Raw genomic sequence first — 19,915 nt, 5'->3', positions numbered from 1 at the left:
TGAGTTAGTTCTGTATTTTAATAATTAAAATTAATACTAAACCCCAAATTAATATGATCCGTTTTAAAGCTATCAGGTTTAGATAATGGTATGCCAATAAATGAATCATATTTTATTGTGGATGAAAATAACGAACCTTTTATACCCACAACACCACCAGCAAGATGTTTACCTAATAATCGAGGATTATCCGTATTTGTTTTTAACTCACCATAGTCCGCACCAAGGTAAATAAACTGTTCTGTTGCAGGATATCGCCAACTCAATGTATTTTGTAAAAACCAACCTTCATTTGCACTGAGCGTTCTTTCACCATCAAATCCACGAATAGACCAACGATTACCAATTGCAAATTGATCAATGGGGGTTAATGCATCGTGAGTCATTTGTTTGCGATAGCTTGCTTGGTATTTAAATTGCTGTTGGGCAATAGATATTGGAATATCTAATTCAGCTCGCCACGTTAAAATATTCGCTTTATCTGTTGCATAGTAATTATCAAAATACTTTTCTTCGTAAGCCGCCATTGAACCAAACCAGCGAGTTCCTTTTTGGTAATTTATACTACCGTCCAAAGTCCCAAAGCTAAAATATTGACGATGCGAGAGATTCACTAGCCAATGGCTCACTCGTCGGCGTTGTATTTCAATTTCGGTATTATCAATATAATTTCGTAATACTTTTGCTTGAACACCATAACGTAATGTTGTTTTACTATTTTGATTACGAAAGAGAATGTATGACACACCTGCATTAACGCTATCACTTTCTCCTGAATAGAGGATATCTTTAATATGGCCTGCTACTGTCTGAGAGTAATCATATTTAGAGGCGTTAATATCGAATAACCAATAGCCAAAAGGCACTGAATAATGCGCCATAATATTTTGATTATTCTTACTACCAACAAAGTCTAAATCACGTTCTGTTGATAAATAGAACAAATCACTCAGCGCTAAAGGATTATCTAGTGCGAACATTAAACCACCTTGATAACGCCCTGTTGCAGGTGATCCGGCATCATTTATCCACAATGAAGTATGCCAGAAACGAGATTGTTTTCGCTTTATCACAATGTCGCTTTCGCCTGCATTTTCACCTGGCTTAATTTCCATTTCTGCACTAACAACCGGTAATCGTTGCAGATTTTCTAACCCTTGTTCAATATCTCGTAAATCGAGTAGTTGTTTTTTATGTGCAGGCATACTGGTATACAGCAAGGCGTATTTATCAGAGTCATCTGTAAACTTAACATTGCGAATAATGCCGGGAACTATTGTTAGATATAAAGTTCCGCGACTAATATCTTGTTCAGGTACAACAATACGCGTGGTGATCCACCCATGCATTAATAGCCGATTTTGCATACGGGTCACTAAAGCGTTTATTCCTTTTACCCCCAAACATTGTCCTATAAATTCAGTTTTTAAAAGGGATAAATTAACCCAATGGGGAATAACTTCGGCATTTGTTATTTCAATGTGCTCTATTTGGAAGCAAAGCTTTTCTTCTGTCTTATTCTCTGTTTCTTCATATTTGCCAATATCAAAATATATATTAGGTATTTCAGGTGTTAATTGTTGGTAAAGCGCTTCTTGTTGGCTTTGATTATGCTGTTGTTGCTGATTAAAGATTTCAGTCGCTTTTTCAGAAGCATCTGCTGAAGATATGGGAATATTAAATAGCGTAAAAAACACCCATAAATTTAAAAAGAGTATAATTTTTTTCATATTGTGCAATAAATAGAGTGTGTGATTTTAATTGTATTTAAGATACATCTAATCTTTAACATTATTAATATTAAAATATATAAAGTAAATATCAAAAAACGAATAACAAATAAAATACCGCAACTTTGACAATATAAAGATTAAAAAAATCAACTTATGTTAAAAAATTAGCCTTATATAACAAAAGAAATCACTTAATAAATTAATTAATATTAATCTTAATTAATTATAAAAATTAAAATAAATTGTACTTTAAATTAAATCATAGCCTTTTATTTAGTTTAAATAACTTGAATTGAAATAATTTATTCATTATTGAAATGCCTATTCGAGTTAAAATAAACTCTTAGCTTAAATCAATAGAAATAAAAATATCTTCCATAAAAAAGTGGACCTTAAGGTCCACTTTTATTTTTCTTTTCTAACTTTGTGATTTTTATCCACGGACAAAAATATTCACATCTACTTTTCCACGGTATTCACCTGCTTTTGTCCCATCTGGTTTGCAAAGAGCCCATTTGATACCAAATATATCAGGTTGATTATTCCCCATATTGGTTCCACTTAGCTCAATATCAGTATTATTGAACTTTAATAAGTTGTTATTATTTTCATCAGCACATTTTAAGTTCGGTGTTGAAGTTTGCTTATAAGGTAATCCTATAACCCAAGGCTTTTTGTTAGATACAGTACCATTAATAGGAGCTAAGACTAATTTATTTACATTACTTGGATCTAAACTTCCCTCTTTAATCACCGCTGACATATTTACAGGGTTACCTGTACCACCACAGGATAATGTAAATACAGAGTCTTTAATGACTTCATTTGTAAATGTCATATTTTCATTAATTTGTTGATTAGATACCCCAGTAACAGCACAAGAACGTTTTACTGTTACATCAGCAATTACGTTAACTTGTGCAAAAAAGTCACCACTAGCACTCCGACCAAAACTACCTACATAAAAAGGAGTGCCTTTATACGTTAACTTACCTGGCGTTAAATTAGCATCAATATAAACAGGAAATGAACTTGGAGTTGTGACACTAACAACTTTTGAGCCACCACCAGGAACTGTTGTCGTTGCATAATTATGTGGCACAAAACATACATTAATGCTAGATGATTCTTTATCAACGAGACTACTATTCACCCGAAAAAATTGCCCCGAATAAGCACTTTGATAATTAGAACTAAAATTAGATAAACTGACATTGAAGTTAAATTGTGGTGTTACATAAACTGCCGTACTTGTATTATTGGAATGCGTTAATTTTAGACCGTATTTATTAGTTTGCCCTGGAATTTTAGAAACAAATGTAGCATCACATCTTGTTTTTGACTGACTTAAAGAAATAATCGCATACTTAGTATCCCAAGAAGAGTTACTGCTATTATCATAAACAGGACTCCCTGGAAAACTACTATTCCCAGTCAATGTACCATTTATATATTGAACTTGTGTAGGGCTAATATTCATATCAATCACCCCAGTTAAGCTTAATGTCATAGCCCCCCTATCTGTTCCAGCTAAAACATTAAATGACGAAGTCATTAATACTGAAGTTAGTGATGCCATCATTAAATTACGCATTTTCATTGTTATGCATCCACCTATAAAATAAAGATTATTTTTTATTGGCAAGAAAGAGATAAAATTCTTATTGGTTGCTTGCTATTGACTTCAATATCGCTTAAGCCATTATATGAAACGTTGCAACTTTGCTGGTTTTTATTACCCCATTTCACTAACAGCTTGCCATTATCAGGAAGCCCACTCATATAAAGCTGACCATTTTCACCAACAATACCAGTATTCAAATCATTAGGATTATCAGCATCAATTAACGTAGCAATAGCGCCAAATGGAATAACACTTTTATTCTGAGAAAGATTTAAAATAGCTTGGAAGCCAATCTTTGTTTTAAAGGCAACCTTAACAATAGCGCCTTTTGTCGGAACTACATTTTGAGAAGTGGATTGTAGGGTTGTATTATCTGGCAATGTATTAACATTTAATGCAATCGTGTTTTGGCGATATTCTGTAAGATACGGTGATAACGCATATCCCTGTCCATTAATTGCACCATTTCCTGAACTTAATTCAGTACCTTTTGCTCCAGGTGCTTCAATAATGGCCATACTACTTCCCATACTTCTACCCAGCAATAAACCACCTGAATGTAAAAGTAAACCACCATTCATGCTGCCATTAACATTATAATAGTCACTTGAATAATTATAATTTAGAGAGGATGTACCGTAGTTACCTGAATAATTAGCATATACTGAGCCATTATTAGACTGGCCTTGGTTAGCCCAAGATTGAGAAATACCATAAGATAAGGAGTTATTAAATGCACTACCAGATAATCCAACTTGCTGGTTAGTTCTTCCATTATTATCATGGTTTATCATGTAAGTACTATTAAAGTTGCTAAGCGCAGGTGAATTACTAAACACACTAAATGGAACGCTCACATTAAAACTAATTTGCCTATTTTCAGGCCAGCTATCATCTGATTTTATTCTATCAATACTGTAATTAACGCCAAAGTTAATACCACGAATATTGCCATTATATCCTGTCGTAAGTTGAGTAACATTCTTATCTTGTTCCCAATAATTATAACGGCTACCAGATAAATAAATGCTACCGTACTGACCTAATGATTGTGATAATGACGTTGTGAAACGACTTTTTTCTCGTTCACCTAACCACGGTGAAGTACCATCTTTTAACTGATAATCTTCAGTATTAAATTGATTAAAATCGTAATAATCTTTAGTTGAAAAACGTAATGCCGTTAAGTCAACAGAGGTTCCTGTAGTGGTCATATTCTTAGAATAACGGAATCGATAAGATTGCCCATTTTGAGAGCCAATTGTATTAAAGTCAGCATGAGCATGTGTGATATCTGTAGACAGAGCCCCCCAATTACCTAATGAAATTCCTATCCCAGAAGAAATAGCGTAATAATCTTTCGCACCTAATAACCCACCATAAAGAGTGACATCATGAGGTAAACCATAAATACCACTGGCAAGCAGAAAATCTGCTTTTTTAGAACCAACCGTTGTGCCACCATCAAATCGTCCAGTACTAATTTCATATTTCCACCCCCCCGGTCTTAACATTACGGGTAATGATGAAAAAGCAACTGTAAATGTCCTTTCTGAACCATCTTCTTCTTTCACTGTGACATCCAAGTTCCCTCCTGAGCCACTCGCGTAAAGATCGGTTATTTTAAATGCGCCGGGTGCAACATAAGTTTGATAAATGACATTCCCATTTTGTCGGATAGTAATTTGGGCATTAGATTGAGCAATCCCACTCACATCTGGCGCAAAACCTTGTTGACTCGCTGGCAACATCTGTTCGTTAGAAACTAAACGCATACCTTTCATTGGTATACTATCAAAGACATCATTTCCGGTTGTAGTTTCACCAATAATAAATTCCGATCGTAAAGAATAAAGATTACGAGAAAGATATGTATTAGAAAATTTATTACTATTATTACTTTGAGTCTCTACATTATTTGAATTTCGGGTATACGTCTGTGTCATTGTCGAACGTAAACGCCAATCATAAAGATTAAAACCGGCTCTTAGTTGAGCAAAGAAATTATCATTTTTTTGTTTTCCATTATTATTAACTTTATCAAAATGGCTATCGTTAGAAGAATGTCCTCCACTAAACATATAATTGATAAACATGGCAGAAACACCACTATCAAAAGAGGCGGGATCAATATAGCCAACAACATCATTGGACATAACAATTTGAGGAAAACTAGTGATTAGTTTTAATTCTGCTAAATTTACTTTTATTAATGCATCAGGAATATATTCATTAATATCATAAATCACCTGATCGCTTTTTAACATATTTAACTTAGGTACCACCTTCGTATTAACACCTAATTTATCTAATAATTCTCGTGTTATTTCAGGCACCACTTTATTATTAGGCCCTTTTACCAAATTAATAATGAACTCACCATTATTATTAGTATTGACATAAACTAACAAAGATATTTTACCTTCAGGTAACGCATCTTTTTGTGAAAATTGGCTTAAATCAATTTCATTTGCAGATGCACCTAATTGCCCATCAAGTAATGCAGGATCAAAATAATCCTCTGCAAAAGAATTAAATGAGAACAAAATAAGTGATGTAAAAAAACTGTATCTAAACATTGTCATTGATTTATTCATTTTTACACTCTTAACCTTTAGCTTTATAAAAACATATATTTTTATAAATTTATTAATTTACTGTTTTCATTTTTTCATCTAATGGGAACATAAACTCATCTAATACTTGCCAATGAATAGATGTAACATTTTTTTTATTAAAAAATAAGTATTCTTGTGTACCAAATGGAGGTACATTTTTCGATAACTCTTGCAGCTCGATCTCTTTTCCATTTATTTTTATTGTGTTAAAAGCCAAATAAATAGGTGAATCATTTTTAGCAATTATCTTATTACCATCAATTGATAATGATAATTTTTTTTCTGCATCTTTTATTTTTATACCTTCAAGAGATTTTGGCCGATAATAGACTTTAAAGTTTAATGCTCTAATAAAGTTCATCTGCACATTTGGAGTTTCTTCAGATGTAGATGGTATTAATCGAAATTGAGAAATATAAACACTCTCTCTATCTGTTGGTAATGCACTTTCTGAGCCAGTAAACTTAATCACCCACTCATAGTATTCTTCAGGCTCTATTTTTTGTAATAATGGTGTTAAAATAAAAGGAGGGTTCTCTTTTTTATCAATTAATTGTAACCCCGTAGATTCATCTAACCATCTCATACTCGCTTGAACGAGATACGCTTTTTTTTCATTATTTCTTAAACCGATAGAAATGCTTTTACTGCCTTCATTATATGTCATTCTTTGTAATGAAAATTCAAATGCATTATTAGCAGCCCATGCTAATTGGCAATAAAAAAAACCTAATATAAAAGTAGTAATAGAAAAAGCACGACTATTTAAAACGTTCATTTCATTAGTCCTTATATTTTAATTCTTTTGATAATTCACCATAGTCGTTAATTACATGCCAACTAGCTTCTTTTATTGATACTTCTATCAATTCAGTTTTGCTATAAGGTGCTAACAATAAAGTTTTATTATATTTTTCATTATTAAATTTAATTGATGTTAATGTCATATAATATGGAGTTGGATTATCTAAAAAATACTTTCCTTCCTGTTCTTTAATAAGGATTTTTTTGTAATCTTGTTCTGAAGGTCTTGCTATATTTTCAGGTCGATAAATTACTTTAATAACAAAATTAGTTATTAATACTAATTTTGATTCCTGTAATTCACTTTCATTAGGTCGTTTAGTAGAAGGTATAATTTTTGTATTCAAATAAAAGAGTGATTCTTTGTCATTGGGTAAATCTTGAATATCTTTTAATAAAATACGTAAAGATGATACGCTCTTGTTTTCTAAACGAAACACAGGAGGAGTAACGATAAAATTAGATGACAAGTTTCCATCAATATATTCAGTAATGCCAGCTTGTATTAAATAAGGTTGATTATCATCATTAGAAATATATACACTTTCACTTGAACTACCTTCAGAAAAAATAACGCGTGTTTTGCCTAAACTAACCCCTTGAGCGTTAGCATTAAAATAACTAAAAACTAATATTAAAATAATGGAAACTTTTATAATAAAATTATTCATATAATATCTTAATCAACGATATACGAAAAAGTTAACGTTGCCGAAAACTCCCCAGATTCGGGATCACAAGCTGTGGGATCTTTGCATTTGACATAGGTATAGAGTGTTTTTTCTAATTTATCTTTACTTATGTTATTCCAAACCGTATCTTCAGATTTAAAAAAATCCGTATTAGTATTAGATTGAGCAACATTATTTTTACTTGATACTCTGATACCAAAACTTTTATTGAGATCATCATTAAAAGTAATTGTATTTAAAGTACTTTTTGCCTTCATCGTCACATAAGTATCAAAAAAGTCATTCGTTTTACAGTCACTCAGTAATACCTTTATCGGAATAGGTTCTATAAGATTATTTTTAATTTTATTCGATTGAATACTACCAAAATCAACTTCATTGTTACTTGTTCCTGAAACTGAGAGCTTACAGGTCTGTTTATCAATCGTCACTTTAAAATCAAATTCAACACTTTGAGCACTGAAACTAATAAATAGTGCTGGTGTAATAAATAAACTTAACAAACTCCTTTTCAATAGAAATATATTCATATTTACTTTCTCAAGGTTGTATAAGTGTTAATGCTAATATTGCTTTTAGCGTACCCGGATTAACAGCCGAACTGTCTTTCTTAACGAGCTCGACTTCAAAGTCTTTATTTTTATTACCATTTCCTGTTGTGATATAAACAGAACTTGTCCCAGCATTAAAATTAACTAAAGAACAATGATCACCTTTACAATCGTATAGAGCAAAACTCGCATTAGTTGGATTATTCACTGGCGATATTTTGTTATTTGCAATTTGTGTTCCTGATCCCGCTTTTATAACAACTTCCATATCAGGTGTTTCATCAACATAATCTTGGCAAAGATAATTAACTGAAAAAGGTATTTTGTTTTCCTTTTTTACACCTATTTCATCAACATTTTGCATTAATGTTGATTGAGAAAATTTCACCGCTTGGTCTGATAAAGTAAAAGCACACGTTCCTTTTGTTACTGAGCCTTTTACTATTACAACCGCAGAGTCATCAACAGCGCTATATCCATAAAAAGAGATACAGGTTAATAATGCGCCCAATACAATTGGTTTAAAATGTGGCTTTATGTTCATTAAATCCACCTAAATCATCTATTGTACGCCATTGAACACTTCCTTTAGTTACGCCTGTAGGTAAGGCATATTTTATCGAACTATAAGGCGCTATCATGGCATTGTTATTGGCCAAACTAACATCTAGCTTTATATTGTTGACAGAGAATCCAGCAAAATTGATGTAATAAGGGGAATTATTGACTACCTTTAATTGTTTTCCTTCCACACTAAATCTTAATTTCTTTTGCGCATCCTCTGATGTCATCGGTAAGTTTTTAGGTCGGTAGAAAAGCTTTATGACATTATCAAATCCTACACTTAGGCCCGCTGTGTCAGAATTATTGTTTTGTCCAGGGATCATCTTTGCATGAAAATAAAAGATACTTTCTCTATCTTTCGGTAAAGAATTACTCATGGCATAAATTTTCACTTCATGCCTTGATAAATTATTAATTCTAAAAAGAGGTGGAGTGACTTGAAATACAATTGGGTTTTCATCAGAAGTAATATAGGCTTGTACCAAATAATTTATTTTTGGTTCTTCATTACGAACGATAACACCTACACTATTCTCACCCTCAGGATAAATAATACGTGTAGCGTTTAAACCCACTCCTTTAGAATAAGCAAATGGAGATATAATCATTAGTAAAATAACAAAAAATTTTCTTATTCTATTTGTAATTTTAATCATTATATTTCTTCTTTAATGAGAGGCTCTATTAGGTAGAGCCTCTAAAAATTAAGTAATATTAGTTATAAGCAACAGTAAAAGTAACTGGTACTTTTAATTCATCACTTGTTACTGCACCATTTGTTAAATATAGACCAGCAGTCATCGGAATACGACCAGTGCCGTCTTTAATGATCTCTTGTCCTAATGTCAGACCTGTTTCAACATTTGGTTTAACTAAAGTATTACTTGCTGTTGCTGACAATTTTACAGCTAAAGAAGCTGCTGTTGCGTTAGCAAACATTTCAGAATCAAAGTTTGATTTATTACCACGAGCATAAAGATTGATTGTTCCATCAGCTGCTAATGCTGCTGTACAATTAGAAAGCTCTAAATTAAACGTCTTGTTATCTCCTAATTGATCACCGACGTTTTTGCCAGTCACTTCATCACTTGTGAAGGTTCCCCAATCAATTCTAGAACCTTCTGTTGTTGAAGAAACATCACAACTTGCGGCACGAATTAATGCTTCGAATGACACCGTTGTACCCTGTGTTGCAGCAAAAGCATTACCTGCAACCATAAATCCAGATAACACGATAAACGGAGCAACTTTCTTAATTAAAGACATATTGTTACCTTTCGTTTTTAAATAAATCGCCTATTGGAATTAGTATTATTCTCTTAATCATCTTAATTAGATGTTAATTAAGAAAATATATTTTCTAATCCTAATTAAAGAGTAGCACAACAATCAAAAATTTACTCATAAAGTAAGTTTAAATTGCATAATGATAATTATTTAAAACACTTTATTTATAAAGTGTTTTCTTTATTTTTAGGATATTTTGCTAATCTTTAATTGAGCATCAATATAATACTTAAAAAATAAAAAAATATATTTTTGATATATAAATTTTGTTTTTCATATATATATATGAATTAAAACCAAGATAAAAAAGTATTTAATTTAACTTAAGTAGGTAAATTAACTTAAGTGTTAGTACTTAAGAATAAACCTAAATCCCACATAAAATTATTTTTAATTTTTTATTTAAACAAGTAAATATCCTTAGTTTTATTGTGTGCAATTAATTGGTTGGTTATTTATTATCCAGCTTGATTCTAATACTGTTTATTCAATGTAAAAAAATGGCCTCATTGCTGAGGCCATTTTATTTATCATTATGACAATTTTTAGGGTATTACTTCTCTGGCATCTGTGGCATTGGACGACGGAATCGACGTGTGATCCACACCATATAAAGTATACCAATTGCCCCCCAGACAAGGCCTAATTCCATAGAACCTGGTTCAAGGTTTATCCACAAGACACCCATTGTCGCTGCACCAATGATAGGTAATATCAGGTAATTAATATGATCCATTAATCCTTTATTGCGGCGCTCGCGAATATAGAACTGTGAAATAACAGACAGATTCACGAAAGTAAACGCAACTAACGCACCAAAGTTAATTAATGCAGTTGCAGTCACTAAGTCAAAGAACACGGCACCTAACGCTAAAAAACCCACCAATAGCACGTTAAAAGCTGGTGTACGCCATTTAGGATGTACGTAACCAAATGTCTTCTCTGGGAATACGCCATCACGACCCATAACATAAAGTAAACGCGCAACACCTGCGTGAGCCGCCATACCAGATGCTAATACAGTCACACATGAGAACACTAAAATAATCGACTGGAATAAAGCACCAGCAACATACAGCATTATTTCAGGTTGTGACTCTTCTGGGTTCTTGAATCGTGAAATATCTGGGAAATACAATTGTAAAAAGTAAGAAACAGCAATAAAGATAATCCCACCAATCAGCGCAGTTAAGAAAATCGCTTTAGGGATAACTTTACCTGCATTTGGTGTCTCTTCTGATAATGTACTGATACCGTCAAAACCTAAGAATGAGAAACAGAGTATTGTCGCTCCAGTTATCATCGGTATAACTTCAGCATCAACAGAAACAAACGGTCTAAAGGTCCATAACTCCCCTGCGCCTTCTCCGTTATATACACCGTGAATAAGTAATCCAACAAACACAACCATTACTGCAACTTGTACAATAACAATTGCTGTATTTAAGTTAGCAACAACGTTAATACCACGTAGGTTAAAGAACGTCATTAAAGCCACTAAGCCAAATACAAAGATCCACGGTTCAACGCCCGGGAATATTGCTTGTAAATAGATTTTCGCCAATAAAATATTGATCATTGGCATAAATAAATAGTCGAGTAAAGATGACCAACCTACCATAAAGCCAACATGAGGGCTCATGGATTTTTGAGCATAAGTATACGCAGAGCCAGCTGAAGGAAAACGCTTAACTAATTTTCCATAGCTTACAGCTGTAAATAAAATTGCAATCAATGCAATCGCATACGATGTTGCTACGTGGCCATTGGTAATGCCAGAAACGATACCAAATGTATCGAAAATAGTCATAGGCTGTAAAAAAGCAAGCCCCATCATGACTACCTGCATTAGCGTCAAGGTTTTACGTAGTTGAACTCGATTGTTAGCACCAGTTTGGTTAGTGCCGATAGAGGAGATGACGTTATCTGACATTAGCGAACCCTCCCATAACCTCGGCTTGAGTATTAGATAAACTCAACCGACAGTTACTGGGAAGACTTCGCATCTGCCTATAAACAGAATAGAATGAAGTTTTTAAGGATGTGTATGTGTTTAGGAGACGCCGTGCTCCGTAGTCATCATTGCCCGCAGTGCCGTTAGGCCCAACTGCGAAAGAGAATAAATGTACCATATTAGCATTCCTCTATCATGACAACCCTTTCTCTAAGGGGCTGGCTGCTAATCAAATTATGTTATCTATTCAGACTCAAATGAATCTGACCTCTTGGTGTAGTAATAAGTAAAAATGCAAAAAAAAACCGATGCACTTTAAACGCATCAGTCATATTTTTAGTGGGCGCATTTTGCACGTCTCAGACTTAAATAGCAATACATTTTCATCAAAAAGCCCCCTTTTTTTACGATCTTTTCAATTCGTAAACTAAGTCAACATTCAGCGCTACATTTTATTAACAAGAATTGTGCTTTTATCACAATTCTTAAGCTTTAAACATTTCAAAAACCTTTACTACACTGAAAGGGAGAAAGGCATAATATATTGATAAATAAGAATTAAATCTTATAGCAAAATTTATATCATCAATAGAATATCAAAATAAAGCATTTAAAATATATTAATAAGATTAATGCTAAGAAATTGTTAACTCATACTTTTTTTTACTCTAAAAAGTAGACTTTTAATAAAAAATGTCTATTTTTTAACAGCCTGTTCTATATAAATAAAAAGTAAGAGAATAAATTAAGAAAAAAACGGCAGATACTAAGTAGAAATAACAATCTAATACTCAGAATAAAACGATGAATAAGATGAATTATTGAGCTAAATATAGATCTCAATATTTAAATTTTCCAGTACTAATTTTGAACAAATCAAAAAAATTAGAGATAAAAAAAGACTCCACAAGTGGAGTCTTAATGACACAAACTGAGGGTAATAAATTAGAAGTTATAGTTCAAACCAATGTTGTAACGACGGCCTTCTAAAGTAGTATTAAAATGTTCTTGGTCAATACGGCGATCTAACACGTTATAAACACCACCAATAACATTTAGTTGCTTGGTTAAACTGTAGCTGGTACCAATATCAACAAACGCATAAGAAGGCGTGCCATGTGACATAGAAGTACGTGATAAGTAATCAGAGGTTTTACCACGGAAGTTAATACGTGCCCACGTTTCCATTTCTGGCATTGTTTCCCAATTTAAGGTCGCGTTAGCCATATGACGTGGTTGTTTATTTAATGGCTTACCTTTGAAATCACCGCTTTTTTGTTCAGTGTCCGTAAAGGTGTAGTTAGCCGCTAAATTCCACTCTGGTGATATTGTCCAGTTAAAGGTCGCCTCAATACCACGCATATTCGCTTTATCTACGTTAGTTCTATCACTAACAAAGTCATAAGGTTTCCCATTATTGCCAACACCGTCTGCTAATGTACAGTCACGAAGATCCGTCATTTTAGAACCGTCTTTATTTGTACGGCTGTCACAACGGCGATCTTCCATAATCTTATCTTTAAAGTCGGTATTAAAAAGACCTAAACTTGCCGTCAGATTTTCACGGTTATCCCAGATAATTGAAATTTCTTCAGTGACTGATTTTTCAGGTTTCAAACTTGGGTTACCATAAATAACAGCATCATAATTACCGCCACCCGTACCTTGACCCCATGATGCCGTTGCTTGACGTAGATCTGGTGAACGATAACCGGTAGATACTCCACCTTTTAATGTCCACTCATCAGCAAGATGCCATACACCGTATACTCTAGGTGTCCAGTGAGTACCAAAGTTCTCATCTTTATCCATACGTAAGCCACCCGTTAAGGCAAAATCGTTAGTCATTGCCCATTCATCTTCAGCAAATAATGCCCAACTATAACGATCTAGCTTATTACCACCTTTAATCTTATTACCTTCGTCTTTTAGCTCTTCATAACGATATTGCGCTCCCACACTTAATGTATGGTCACCTAACATAAAGACGGTTTGATTACGCACTGTTGTGTCGTCATAATCCATTTTACGAGATGGGTTACGGCTTTCATCACGCTGAACATACGTATTCATCGTACCAAAATCATAAACACCATCATGAGTTAACGCATAATGGGTTAGCTCATAATCAGTAAAGCTGCTTTCAGGTGTTTTACCTCGGCTAGGTAACCCTGATTTTGAATGCCAAACTCGTGAGTCACGATGTTGGTTATCTTTTTTAAATTCAAAATCAATCGTATTTTGCTCATCAGGTGTCCAACTTAATGTACCACCGCCTGATGCCGTAATTTGACGGTTATAACCATTCACAATTTTATCTTCACTACGATGTGAATATTGACCTTGAATTTTCAAGCCTAAGACATTATCAATTAATGGACCTGCGGCGTAAAAACTACCTTGATTAGTATTACCTGAGTCTTTACGCTCTGTGATAGTACTATCTCCACGTAAGCTAAAGTTCCACTCTTTTTGCGCTTTACGAGTAATAATATTGATAACCCCCCCCATTGCATCTGAACCATATAAAGAAGACATTGGTCCACGTACAACTTCAATACGTTCGATAGCAGGTAAAGGCGGTAACCAACCTTGTTCAATACCAGAGTTATCACTATTAGGACGCGTTTCACGCGATGCAACACGCTTACCATCAACCAAGATCATGGTATATTTTGGATCCATACCACGAATACTGATATCAGAACTACTTCCACCGCCTGTTACTAATACGCCGGGTACATCTTTTAATGCGTCAGTCACATCACGGTAAGATTTGGTTTCTAATTGTTCACGAGTGAGAACAGAAACCGATGCAGGTGCATCTTCAACGGTTTGTTTAAACCCTGAAGCGGTTGTTACAAGCAGTTTTTCTACATTTTCTGCTGATGCAGTCATAACAAAACTTGATGCAATAGCAGCAACAACGCCAAGTGCGATTTTATTTTTATTTAACACTACCATTCCCGATTCTCCAAGAACATATATTCTTTAAGTTTTATATAGATGGATGTATCGACAATTGCTCAGAAATTAGGGTAGTAAATAAATTTAATTACCCTTAGTTATTTTAATATCCCTATTTACTGCATCCCTATATTTATTTCTTTTCTCTTTCTATTTTACTTCTCTATATTTTATCCACTAAACCATCAATAATAATTTGAGGTATTCCTTGTGAACAATATTCCAATCTGCCTTGAACACCATAAACATCAGCAAGGCTTTGTGCCGTGATAACCTTACCTGGCACGCCCTGTGCAATTAATTGTCCTTGCTTTAACATTAATACATGTTCGCCATGCCGTAAGGCGATATTAATATCGTGAACAACAACAACAGTAATAATATTTCTACGGTGCGTTTCTTTAGCGACTAAATCCATTACATGGTATTGGTAATTAAGATCCAGCGCACTTAATGGCTCATCCAATAATAATAGAGAGGGTTGTCTAATTAATGATTGAGCAAGCCCAACTAATTGTTTTTGACCACCCGATAATTCATCTAAATATCGTAATGCTAAATGCTCGATACCTAATTGGCGTAATAAGTGCATTACCTGAGCTTCACTATGTTCATTATGTAATCCACCTGAAGCTCGCTGCGCCACAATAATGGATTCTAAAACATGTAAATGAACACCTGCTGGTAATGTTTGTGGCAAATAGACCACATTTTGGGCACGTTGTGCAAAATTCATCGACGCAAGATCGTTGCCATCTAAACTGACAACACCTGATGATTTATTTAATCCCGCCAGCGCCCTTAATAATGTTGATTTTCCGCTACCATTTGGTCCCAATAATACAGTGACCTTTCCTTTTGGTAATGGCTCTACATCCAGTGCCTTAATGATAAGATGTTTAGCATATCCAGCACTAAAATCTTGGATCTTTAATCCTTCCATCATTAGATATTCCCCCTATGACGTAAAATCATACTGAGGAAAAATGGCACGCCCACCAGCGATGTCACAATACCTACAGGAATAATGACACCCGGTATTAAATTTTTAGAAGCAATTGATGCCAATGATAAAATTAAAGCGCCAATTAATGCACTTGCTGGTAAATAGAATCGATGATCTTCACCAAACATCATGCGAGCAATGTGAGGTGCAACCAAACCAATAAAGGCAATGGGCCCAACAAAGGCAACTGCAAGCGCTGTTAAAATACTAATACGCAGTAATGAACCTAATCTTAAACGCTTTACATCAATACCAAAGCTAATCGCTCTATCTTCACCTAATCGCAATGCAGTTAATTTCCATGAGCTCATCCATGAAATCACCATAATGACCACAAAAGCACCCGCCATAACACCGAGTTTTACCCATGTTGCACGCGCTAAACTTCCCATAGTCCAGAAAACTAGACCTTGGAGCGTGTCTTCTGTCGCAATAAATTGCATCATTGAGACTAATGCATTAAAGGTAAATACCATAGCTATACCAAACAGTACAACGCCAGATGTTGGAACACGTGTCCAGCGAGTTATTCCGTCTAATAATAAGGCTGATAATAATGCAAAGAGAAACGCATTAGCCGAAATAAACCATTGGTCAGGAATGCCGGGAATACCAATACCTAAAACAATCGCCAATGCAGCACCAAATGAAGCGGCATTTGATAACCCCAATGTGAATGGACTTGCTAACGGGTTGTTTAAGATCGTTTGCATTTCTGCACCCGCTAATCCTAGCGACATCCCTACCACAACCGCCATTAAGGCATAAGGTAAGCGGATATCCCATACAATCACTCGAGAACCCGCATCAACAAGTTCAGGCTGAAAAAGGGTTGTTAATAGTTTATCAAGCGATAAACCAGAAGGCCCCATGGTGAAATCTAACACCACTGAACCACAAATAATTAAAACGATAACTCCTAACCATAGCATGCGTTTATTCATCATTCTTCGATAATGGGCTTTCACATTATCTGATGCATTCTTTTCATGCTCTTGTGTGGCGAGTCTCTCTGACATAATGCTCATATCAATTGTTGTACCTAGTTTTTTTTCTGCGTTGTTCTGTTCTTACCAACCCATTAAGTAAGCAAAAACATACCGTACAACCCATCAACTGTTTTTTATGTACAAAAAACCAATAATTAATTTGAGACAAATTATTCAACAAAGAAGTGAGTCGCCAAATTATTATACGGTGAATCACATTCGCTGTGTAATTTATTATATTGCGATAAACTGTTGGTTGGCTATATTGAGCACTAGAAGGGCTAATTATTATCAGACTCATTACATTAAGCATATTATTTACAACTAATAGCGCCATTATTTTATTTTTCAGCAAATAAATCGTGTGCTAACAATAAAGCAAATAATAATAATTATCAATGCGATTACTGATATAATTAAAGTTTTTGCATGTTTTTTATAATTGAAAGGTCAAAATATAAAAAAACGCCCATTTTACAGTGATCTCAATCACAAAAACGGACGTTTTAATAGCTTGATTTATAGGTTATTTTTTATTCGCAATATGTGTTGGAAATTCCATTTCGTTATAACGAATAAAGCGGGTTTTCTTCACAATCTTATAAGTAAACCAAATTAATAAGAATAATGGGATACCAATATAGGTTGCAATTGCACCATACCAATCAATCGTATCTTCTAAGAAAGCTTGGTAATTTTGACCTAATGTAATAATTAAACACAATATAAAGGCAAAAATAGGACCAATTGGGAAGAAGCCGGAGCGATAAGGTAAGTCATTTAAATCATGACCTTGTGCAACATAACCTTTACGGAAACGATAGTGGCTAATCGCAATACCTAACCATGCAATAAAACCAGTCATTCCTGAGGTATTCAATAACCACAAGTAAACAGTTTGGTTTCCGTACATTGAACTTAGGAAACATAGGCCAGCAACAACCGTTGTCGCATAAAGCGCATTGCGTGGCACACCATTTTTAGACAATTTACCAAAGCATTTTGGTGCTTTGCCTTCTCTTGCTAATGTAAACAGCATACGCGTTGATGCATACATGCCTGAGTTACCAGCAGAAAGTACTGCCGTTAAGATAACTGCATTCATGATAGCTGCTGCAGATAATAATCCCGCATTTTTAAAGACTAGTGTAAATGGACTAACGCTAATATCACCTACATCATTACGCAGTAAATTAGGATCAGTGTAAGGGATAATTAAGCTAATAATTAAAATCGCGAAGATATAAAACAGTAAGATACGCCAGAACACTTTACGTACAGCTTTGGGAATATTTTTAGCTGGATCTTTAGATTCACCCGCTGCAATACCAATTAATTCTGTACCTTGGAATGAGAAACCAACAATCATGGCAACACCAATCATGGCAGCAAATCCACCCGCAAAAGGTGCATCACCAATTTCCCAATTATGCCAACCTGCGTTTTCGGCACCTTTCATAATGCCAGTGATCATCGCAATACCCACAATAATAAAGATAATTACTGTGGAAACTTTGATCAAAGAGAACCAATATTCTGCCTCACCAAACCCTTTTACAGAGATATAGTTGAGTAAGAAAATAACACCAAGGAATAAAGCACTCCAGATCCAACCATCAACATCAGGGAACCAATAGAGCATCACTAATTGTGCAGCAACAAGGTCAACAGCAATTGTAACTGCCCAGTTATACCAATAGTTCCAGCCTAATGCGAAGCCAAAACCTTCTTCTACATACTTAGAGCCGTATGTTGAGAATGAGCCGGAAACAGGCATAAATGCGGCTAATTCCCCAAGACTTGTCATTAGAAAATAGACCATTAGTCCAATTAATGCATAAGAGAGTAATGCCCCACCCGGCCCTGCTTGAGCAACAGTTGCACCAGATGCGACAAAAAGTCCTGTACCAATTGAACCACCAATAGCGATCATCGCTAAATGTCGCGCTTTTAACTCTCGGCGCAAAGTGCGTACTGCGCCCGAATCAGCAGTACTATTTTGTTGTTCTGACATAACATTCCACTTTTATATTCACTTTTCTAACGAGGATTGTAGCAAATCTGTCGTTCGTGAATAGCAAGGATCTAGGATTATAAGATACCTTCATGATCGGGCGCCAATTATTAGCAATTTATGAAAAATTGCCGATTAAGTGTTCAGCATTACAATATGTCAGGAGTTTTTTCAGTGCATCAGAGACATGTTTTTGGCGATGATAAACCAGATATAGGGTACGTTGTAATGCCAACCCTTCTACTTTTATCTCTTTTAATGAGCCATTATTAATCTGCTCTTCAATCACTCGGCGAGATAAACAGCTGATCCCCATTTCATACATAACGGCATGTTTTATTGCTTCTGAATTACCTAATTCCATTTCAATGCGATAACCTGGTAAAGAAGCAAATAGAAGATGGTTAAGCACATCTCGAGTTCCTGAACCATTTTCTCGTAAAATCCAAGGGGCTGACTGCAAATCAGTTAAAGTCACTTTTGATGCTTTAGCTAACGGATGATCGGGTGAACAAAAAATAACCATTTCATCTAAAAGCCATTTCTGGCTAATCAGTTCGGAACTTTGACAAGCACCTTCAATTAGCCCTAAATCAACACGGAATTCGCTCACTAACTTAACGACTTCTTCGGTATTTCCAATACTCATTTCTAGCGGAATATCAGGATAATTACGATGAAAATTCCCCAGCATTTGAGGAAGAATATAATTACCTATTGTTGTACTTGCAGCGATGCGCAAAGCACCATTCCCAGCTTGGAATAATTGCTCAACTTCAGTTGCTCGTTCGAGTAAAGATAATGCTCTGGGATAAAGTAATCGTCCATGCTCATTTGTGACAAGCCGTTTTCCCACTCTATCAAAAAGCTGCACACCGAGTTGGCTTTCTAGATCAGTTAAAGAAGCACTGACAGCAGATTGAGATAAAGCAAGCTGTTGTGATGCTTGCGTTGTAGAACCACTCTTGAGAACTTCAGTAAAGACTTCCAGTTGCCGCAACGTAATTCGCATATCCATTCCACCTTTGAACTGTCATTGTAATAACATACTATCCACAAACCAGTAACATACCAAGTACATTTAAGAAAATACACCTATATTGATTTTACTG

General features: G+C 34.7%; 16 protein-coding genes. All 16 read right to left on the bottom strand.

What is annotated here, in order from left to right; translation table 11 throughout:
• Nucleotides 1-17: 17 nt before the first annotated feature.
• Nucleotides 18-1,730, bottom strand: coding sequence for a ShlB/FhaC/HecB family hemolysin secretion/activation protein (locus tag GWJ01_RS11855; protein WP_109402721.1), 1,713 nt, complete (start codon nucleotides 1,728-1,730; stop codon nucleotides 18-20).
• A 436-nt stretch (nucleotides 1,731-2,166) separates the two neighbouring features.
• Complete coding sequence (locus tag GWJ01_RS11850; RefSeq protein ID WP_109393703.1) at nucleotides 2,167-3,333, bottom strand: hypothetical protein; 1,167 nt, start codon at nucleotides 3,331-3,333, stop codon at nucleotides 2,167-2,169.
• Between the two features lie 35 nt (nucleotides 3,334-3,368).
• Nucleotides 3,369-5,954: a fimbria/pilus outer membrane usher protein gene (locus tag GWJ01_RS11845; RefSeq protein WP_237585716.1), complete on the bottom strand. Its 2,586-nt coding sequence runs from the start codon at nucleotides 5,952-5,954 to the stop codon at nucleotides 3,369-3,371.
• Nucleotides 5,955-6,006: 52 nt separating this feature from the next.
• The gene (locus tag GWJ01_RS11840; RefSeq protein ID WP_109393702.1) at nucleotides 6,007-6,753 is read right to left on the bottom strand and encodes a fimbrial biogenesis chaperone; all 747 of its coding nucleotides are present in this window, start codon (nucleotides 6,751-6,753) and stop codon (nucleotides 6,007-6,009) included.
• Nucleotides 6,754-6,757: 4 nt separating this feature from the next.
• Nucleotides 6,758-7,450, bottom strand: coding sequence for a fimbrial biogenesis chaperone (locus GWJ01_RS11835; protein ID WP_109393701.1), 693 nt, complete (start codon nucleotides 7,448-7,450; stop codon nucleotides 6,758-6,760).
• 8 nt (nucleotides 7,451-7,458) lie between these two features.
• On the bottom strand, nucleotides 7,459-7,986 hold the full coding sequence (locus GWJ01_RS11830) for a fimbrial protein (RefSeq protein WP_161711116.1): 528 nt from the start codon (nucleotides 7,984-7,986) through the stop codon (nucleotides 7,459-7,461).
• 25 nt (nucleotides 7,987-8,011) lie between these two features.
• Nucleotides 8,012-8,566: a fimbrial protein gene (locus GWJ01_RS11825; RefSeq protein WP_109402723.1), complete on the bottom strand. Its 555-nt coding sequence runs from the start codon at nucleotides 8,564-8,566 to the stop codon at nucleotides 8,012-8,014.
• Complete coding sequence (locus GWJ01_RS11820) at nucleotides 8,544-9,242, bottom strand: fimbrial biogenesis chaperone (protein ID WP_109393698.1); 699 nt, start codon at nucleotides 9,240-9,242, stop codon at nucleotides 8,544-8,546. The genes GWJ01_RS11825 and GWJ01_RS11820 overlap by 23 nt, the downstream gene beginning before the upstream one ends.
• Nucleotides 9,243-9,300: 58 nt before the next feature.
• Complete coding sequence (locus GWJ01_RS11815; RefSeq protein WP_161711115.1) at nucleotides 9,301-9,852, bottom strand: fimbrial protein; 552 nt, start codon at nucleotides 9,850-9,852, stop codon at nucleotides 9,301-9,303.
• 574 nt (nucleotides 9,853-10,426) lie between these two features.
• Complete coding sequence (locus GWJ01_RS11810) at nucleotides 10,427-11,806, bottom strand: APC family permease (protein ID WP_109393697.1); 1,380 nt, start codon at nucleotides 11,804-11,806, stop codon at nucleotides 10,427-10,429.
• A complete protein-coding gene (locus GWJ01_RS19060; RefSeq protein WP_098943434.1) occupies nucleotides 11,796-12,005 on the bottom strand; it encodes a hypothetical protein in 210 nt (69 codons plus the stop codon). The genes GWJ01_RS11810 and GWJ01_RS19060 overlap by 11 nt, the downstream gene beginning before the upstream one ends.
• A 767-nt stretch (nucleotides 12,006-12,772) precedes the next feature.
• Entirely contained in the window at nucleotides 12,773-14,791 is a 2,019-nt protein-coding gene (locus GWJ01_RS11800; protein ID WP_109393696.1) for a ligand-gated channel protein, read from the bottom strand.
• A 166-nt stretch (nucleotides 14,792-14,957) separates the two neighbouring features.
• A complete protein-coding gene (locus GWJ01_RS11795; RefSeq protein ID WP_109393695.1) occupies nucleotides 14,958-15,740 on the bottom strand; it encodes an ABC transporter ATP-binding protein in 783 nt (260 codons plus the stop codon).
• Nucleotides 15,740-16,828 carry a FecCD family ABC transporter permease gene (locus tag GWJ01_RS11790; RefSeq protein WP_109393694.1) on the bottom strand — a complete coding sequence of 363 codons (1,089 nt, stop codon included), beginning with the start codon at nucleotides 16,826-16,828 and terminating at the stop codon, nucleotides 15,740-15,742. The genes GWJ01_RS11795 and GWJ01_RS11790 overlap by 1 nt, the downstream gene beginning before the upstream one ends.
• Nucleotides 16,829-17,315: 487 nt before the next feature.
• Nucleotides 17,316-18,803, bottom strand: a complete 1,488-nt coding sequence (locus GWJ01_RS11785; RefSeq protein WP_109393693.1) for an amino acid permease — start codon at nucleotides 18,801-18,803, stop codon at nucleotides 17,316-17,318.
• Nucleotides 18,804-18,921: 118 nt separating this feature from the next.
• Complete coding sequence (gene yieE / locus GWJ01_RS11780) at nucleotides 18,922-19,815, bottom strand: DNA-binding transcriptional regulator YeiE (protein ID WP_075673572.1); 894 nt, start codon at nucleotides 19,813-19,815, stop codon at nucleotides 18,922-18,924.
• Nucleotides 19,816-19,915 lie beyond the last annotated feature (100 nt).

Origin of the sequence: Proteus sp. G2618 (assembly GCF_009915995.1) — a bacterium.
Taxonomy (GTDB): domain Bacteria; phylum Pseudomonadota; class Gammaproteobacteria; order Enterobacterales; family Enterobacteriaceae; genus Proteus; species Proteus terrae.
Note: the sequence above shows the minus strand (reverse complement) of the source record. Positions and strands in the feature narration are given on the sequence as shown.

What these genes read in the sequence shown, in the direction of transcription:
- GWJ01_RS11855 (WP_109402721.1), bottom strand. Translation starts at nt 1,730, where the DNA reads ATGAAAAAAATTATACTCTTTTTAAATTTATGGGTGTTTTTTACGCTA.
- GWJ01_RS11850 (WP_109393703.1), bottom strand. Translation starts at nt 3,333, where the DNA reads ATGAAAATGCGTAATTTAATGATGGCATCACTAACTTCAGTATTAATG.
- GWJ01_RS11845 (WP_237585716.1), bottom strand. Translation starts at nt 5,954, where the DNA reads ATGAATAAATCAATGACAATGTTTAGATACAGTTTTTTTACATCACTT.
- GWJ01_RS11840 (WP_109393702.1), bottom strand. Translation starts at nt 6,753, where the DNA reads ATGAACGTTTTAAATAGTCGTGCTTTTTCTATTACTACTTTTATATTA.
- GWJ01_RS11835 (WP_109393701.1), bottom strand. Translation starts at nt 7,450, where the DNA reads ATGAATAATTTTATTATAAAAGTTTCCATTATTTTAATATTAGTTTTT.
- GWJ01_RS11825 (WP_109402723.1), bottom strand. Translation starts at nt 8,566, where the DNA reads ATGAACATAAAGCCACATTTTAAACCAATTGTATTGGGCGCATTATTA.
- GWJ01_RS11820 (WP_109393698.1), bottom strand. Translation starts at nt 9,242, where the DNA reads ATGATTAAAATTACAAATAGAATAAGAAAATTTTTTGTTATTTTACTA.
- GWJ01_RS11815 (WP_161711115.1), bottom strand. Translation starts at nt 9,852, where the DNA reads ATGTCTTTAATTAAGAAAGTTGCTCCGTTTATCGTGTTATCTGGATTT.
- GWJ01_RS11810 (WP_109393697.1), bottom strand. Translation starts at nt 11,806, where the DNA reads ATGTCAGATAACGTCATCTCCTCTATCGGCACTAACCAAACTGGTGCT.
- GWJ01_RS19060 (WP_098943434.1), bottom strand. Translation starts at nt 12,005, where the DNA reads ATGGTACATTTATTCTCTTTCGCAGTTGGGCCTAACGGCACTGCGGGC.
- GWJ01_RS11800 (WP_109393696.1), bottom strand. Translation starts at nt 14,791, where the DNA reads ATGGTAGTGTTAAATAAAAATAAAATCGCACTTGGCGTTGTTGCTGCT.
- GWJ01_RS11795 (WP_109393695.1), bottom strand. Translation starts at nt 15,740, where the DNA reads ATGATGGAAGGATTAAAGATCCAAGATTTTAGTGCTGGATATGCTAAA.
- GWJ01_RS11790 (WP_109393694.1), bottom strand. Translation starts at nt 16,828, where the DNA reads ATGAGCATTATGTCAGAGAGACTCGCCACACAAGAGCATGAAAAGAAT.
- GWJ01_RS11785 (WP_109393693.1), bottom strand. Translation starts at nt 18,803, where the DNA reads ATGTCAGAACAACAAAATAGTACTGCTGATTCGGGCGCAGTACGCACT.
- yieE (WP_075673572.1), bottom strand. Translation starts at nt 19,815, where the DNA reads ATGCGAATTACGTTGCGGCAACTGGAAGTCTTTACTGAAGTTCTCAAG.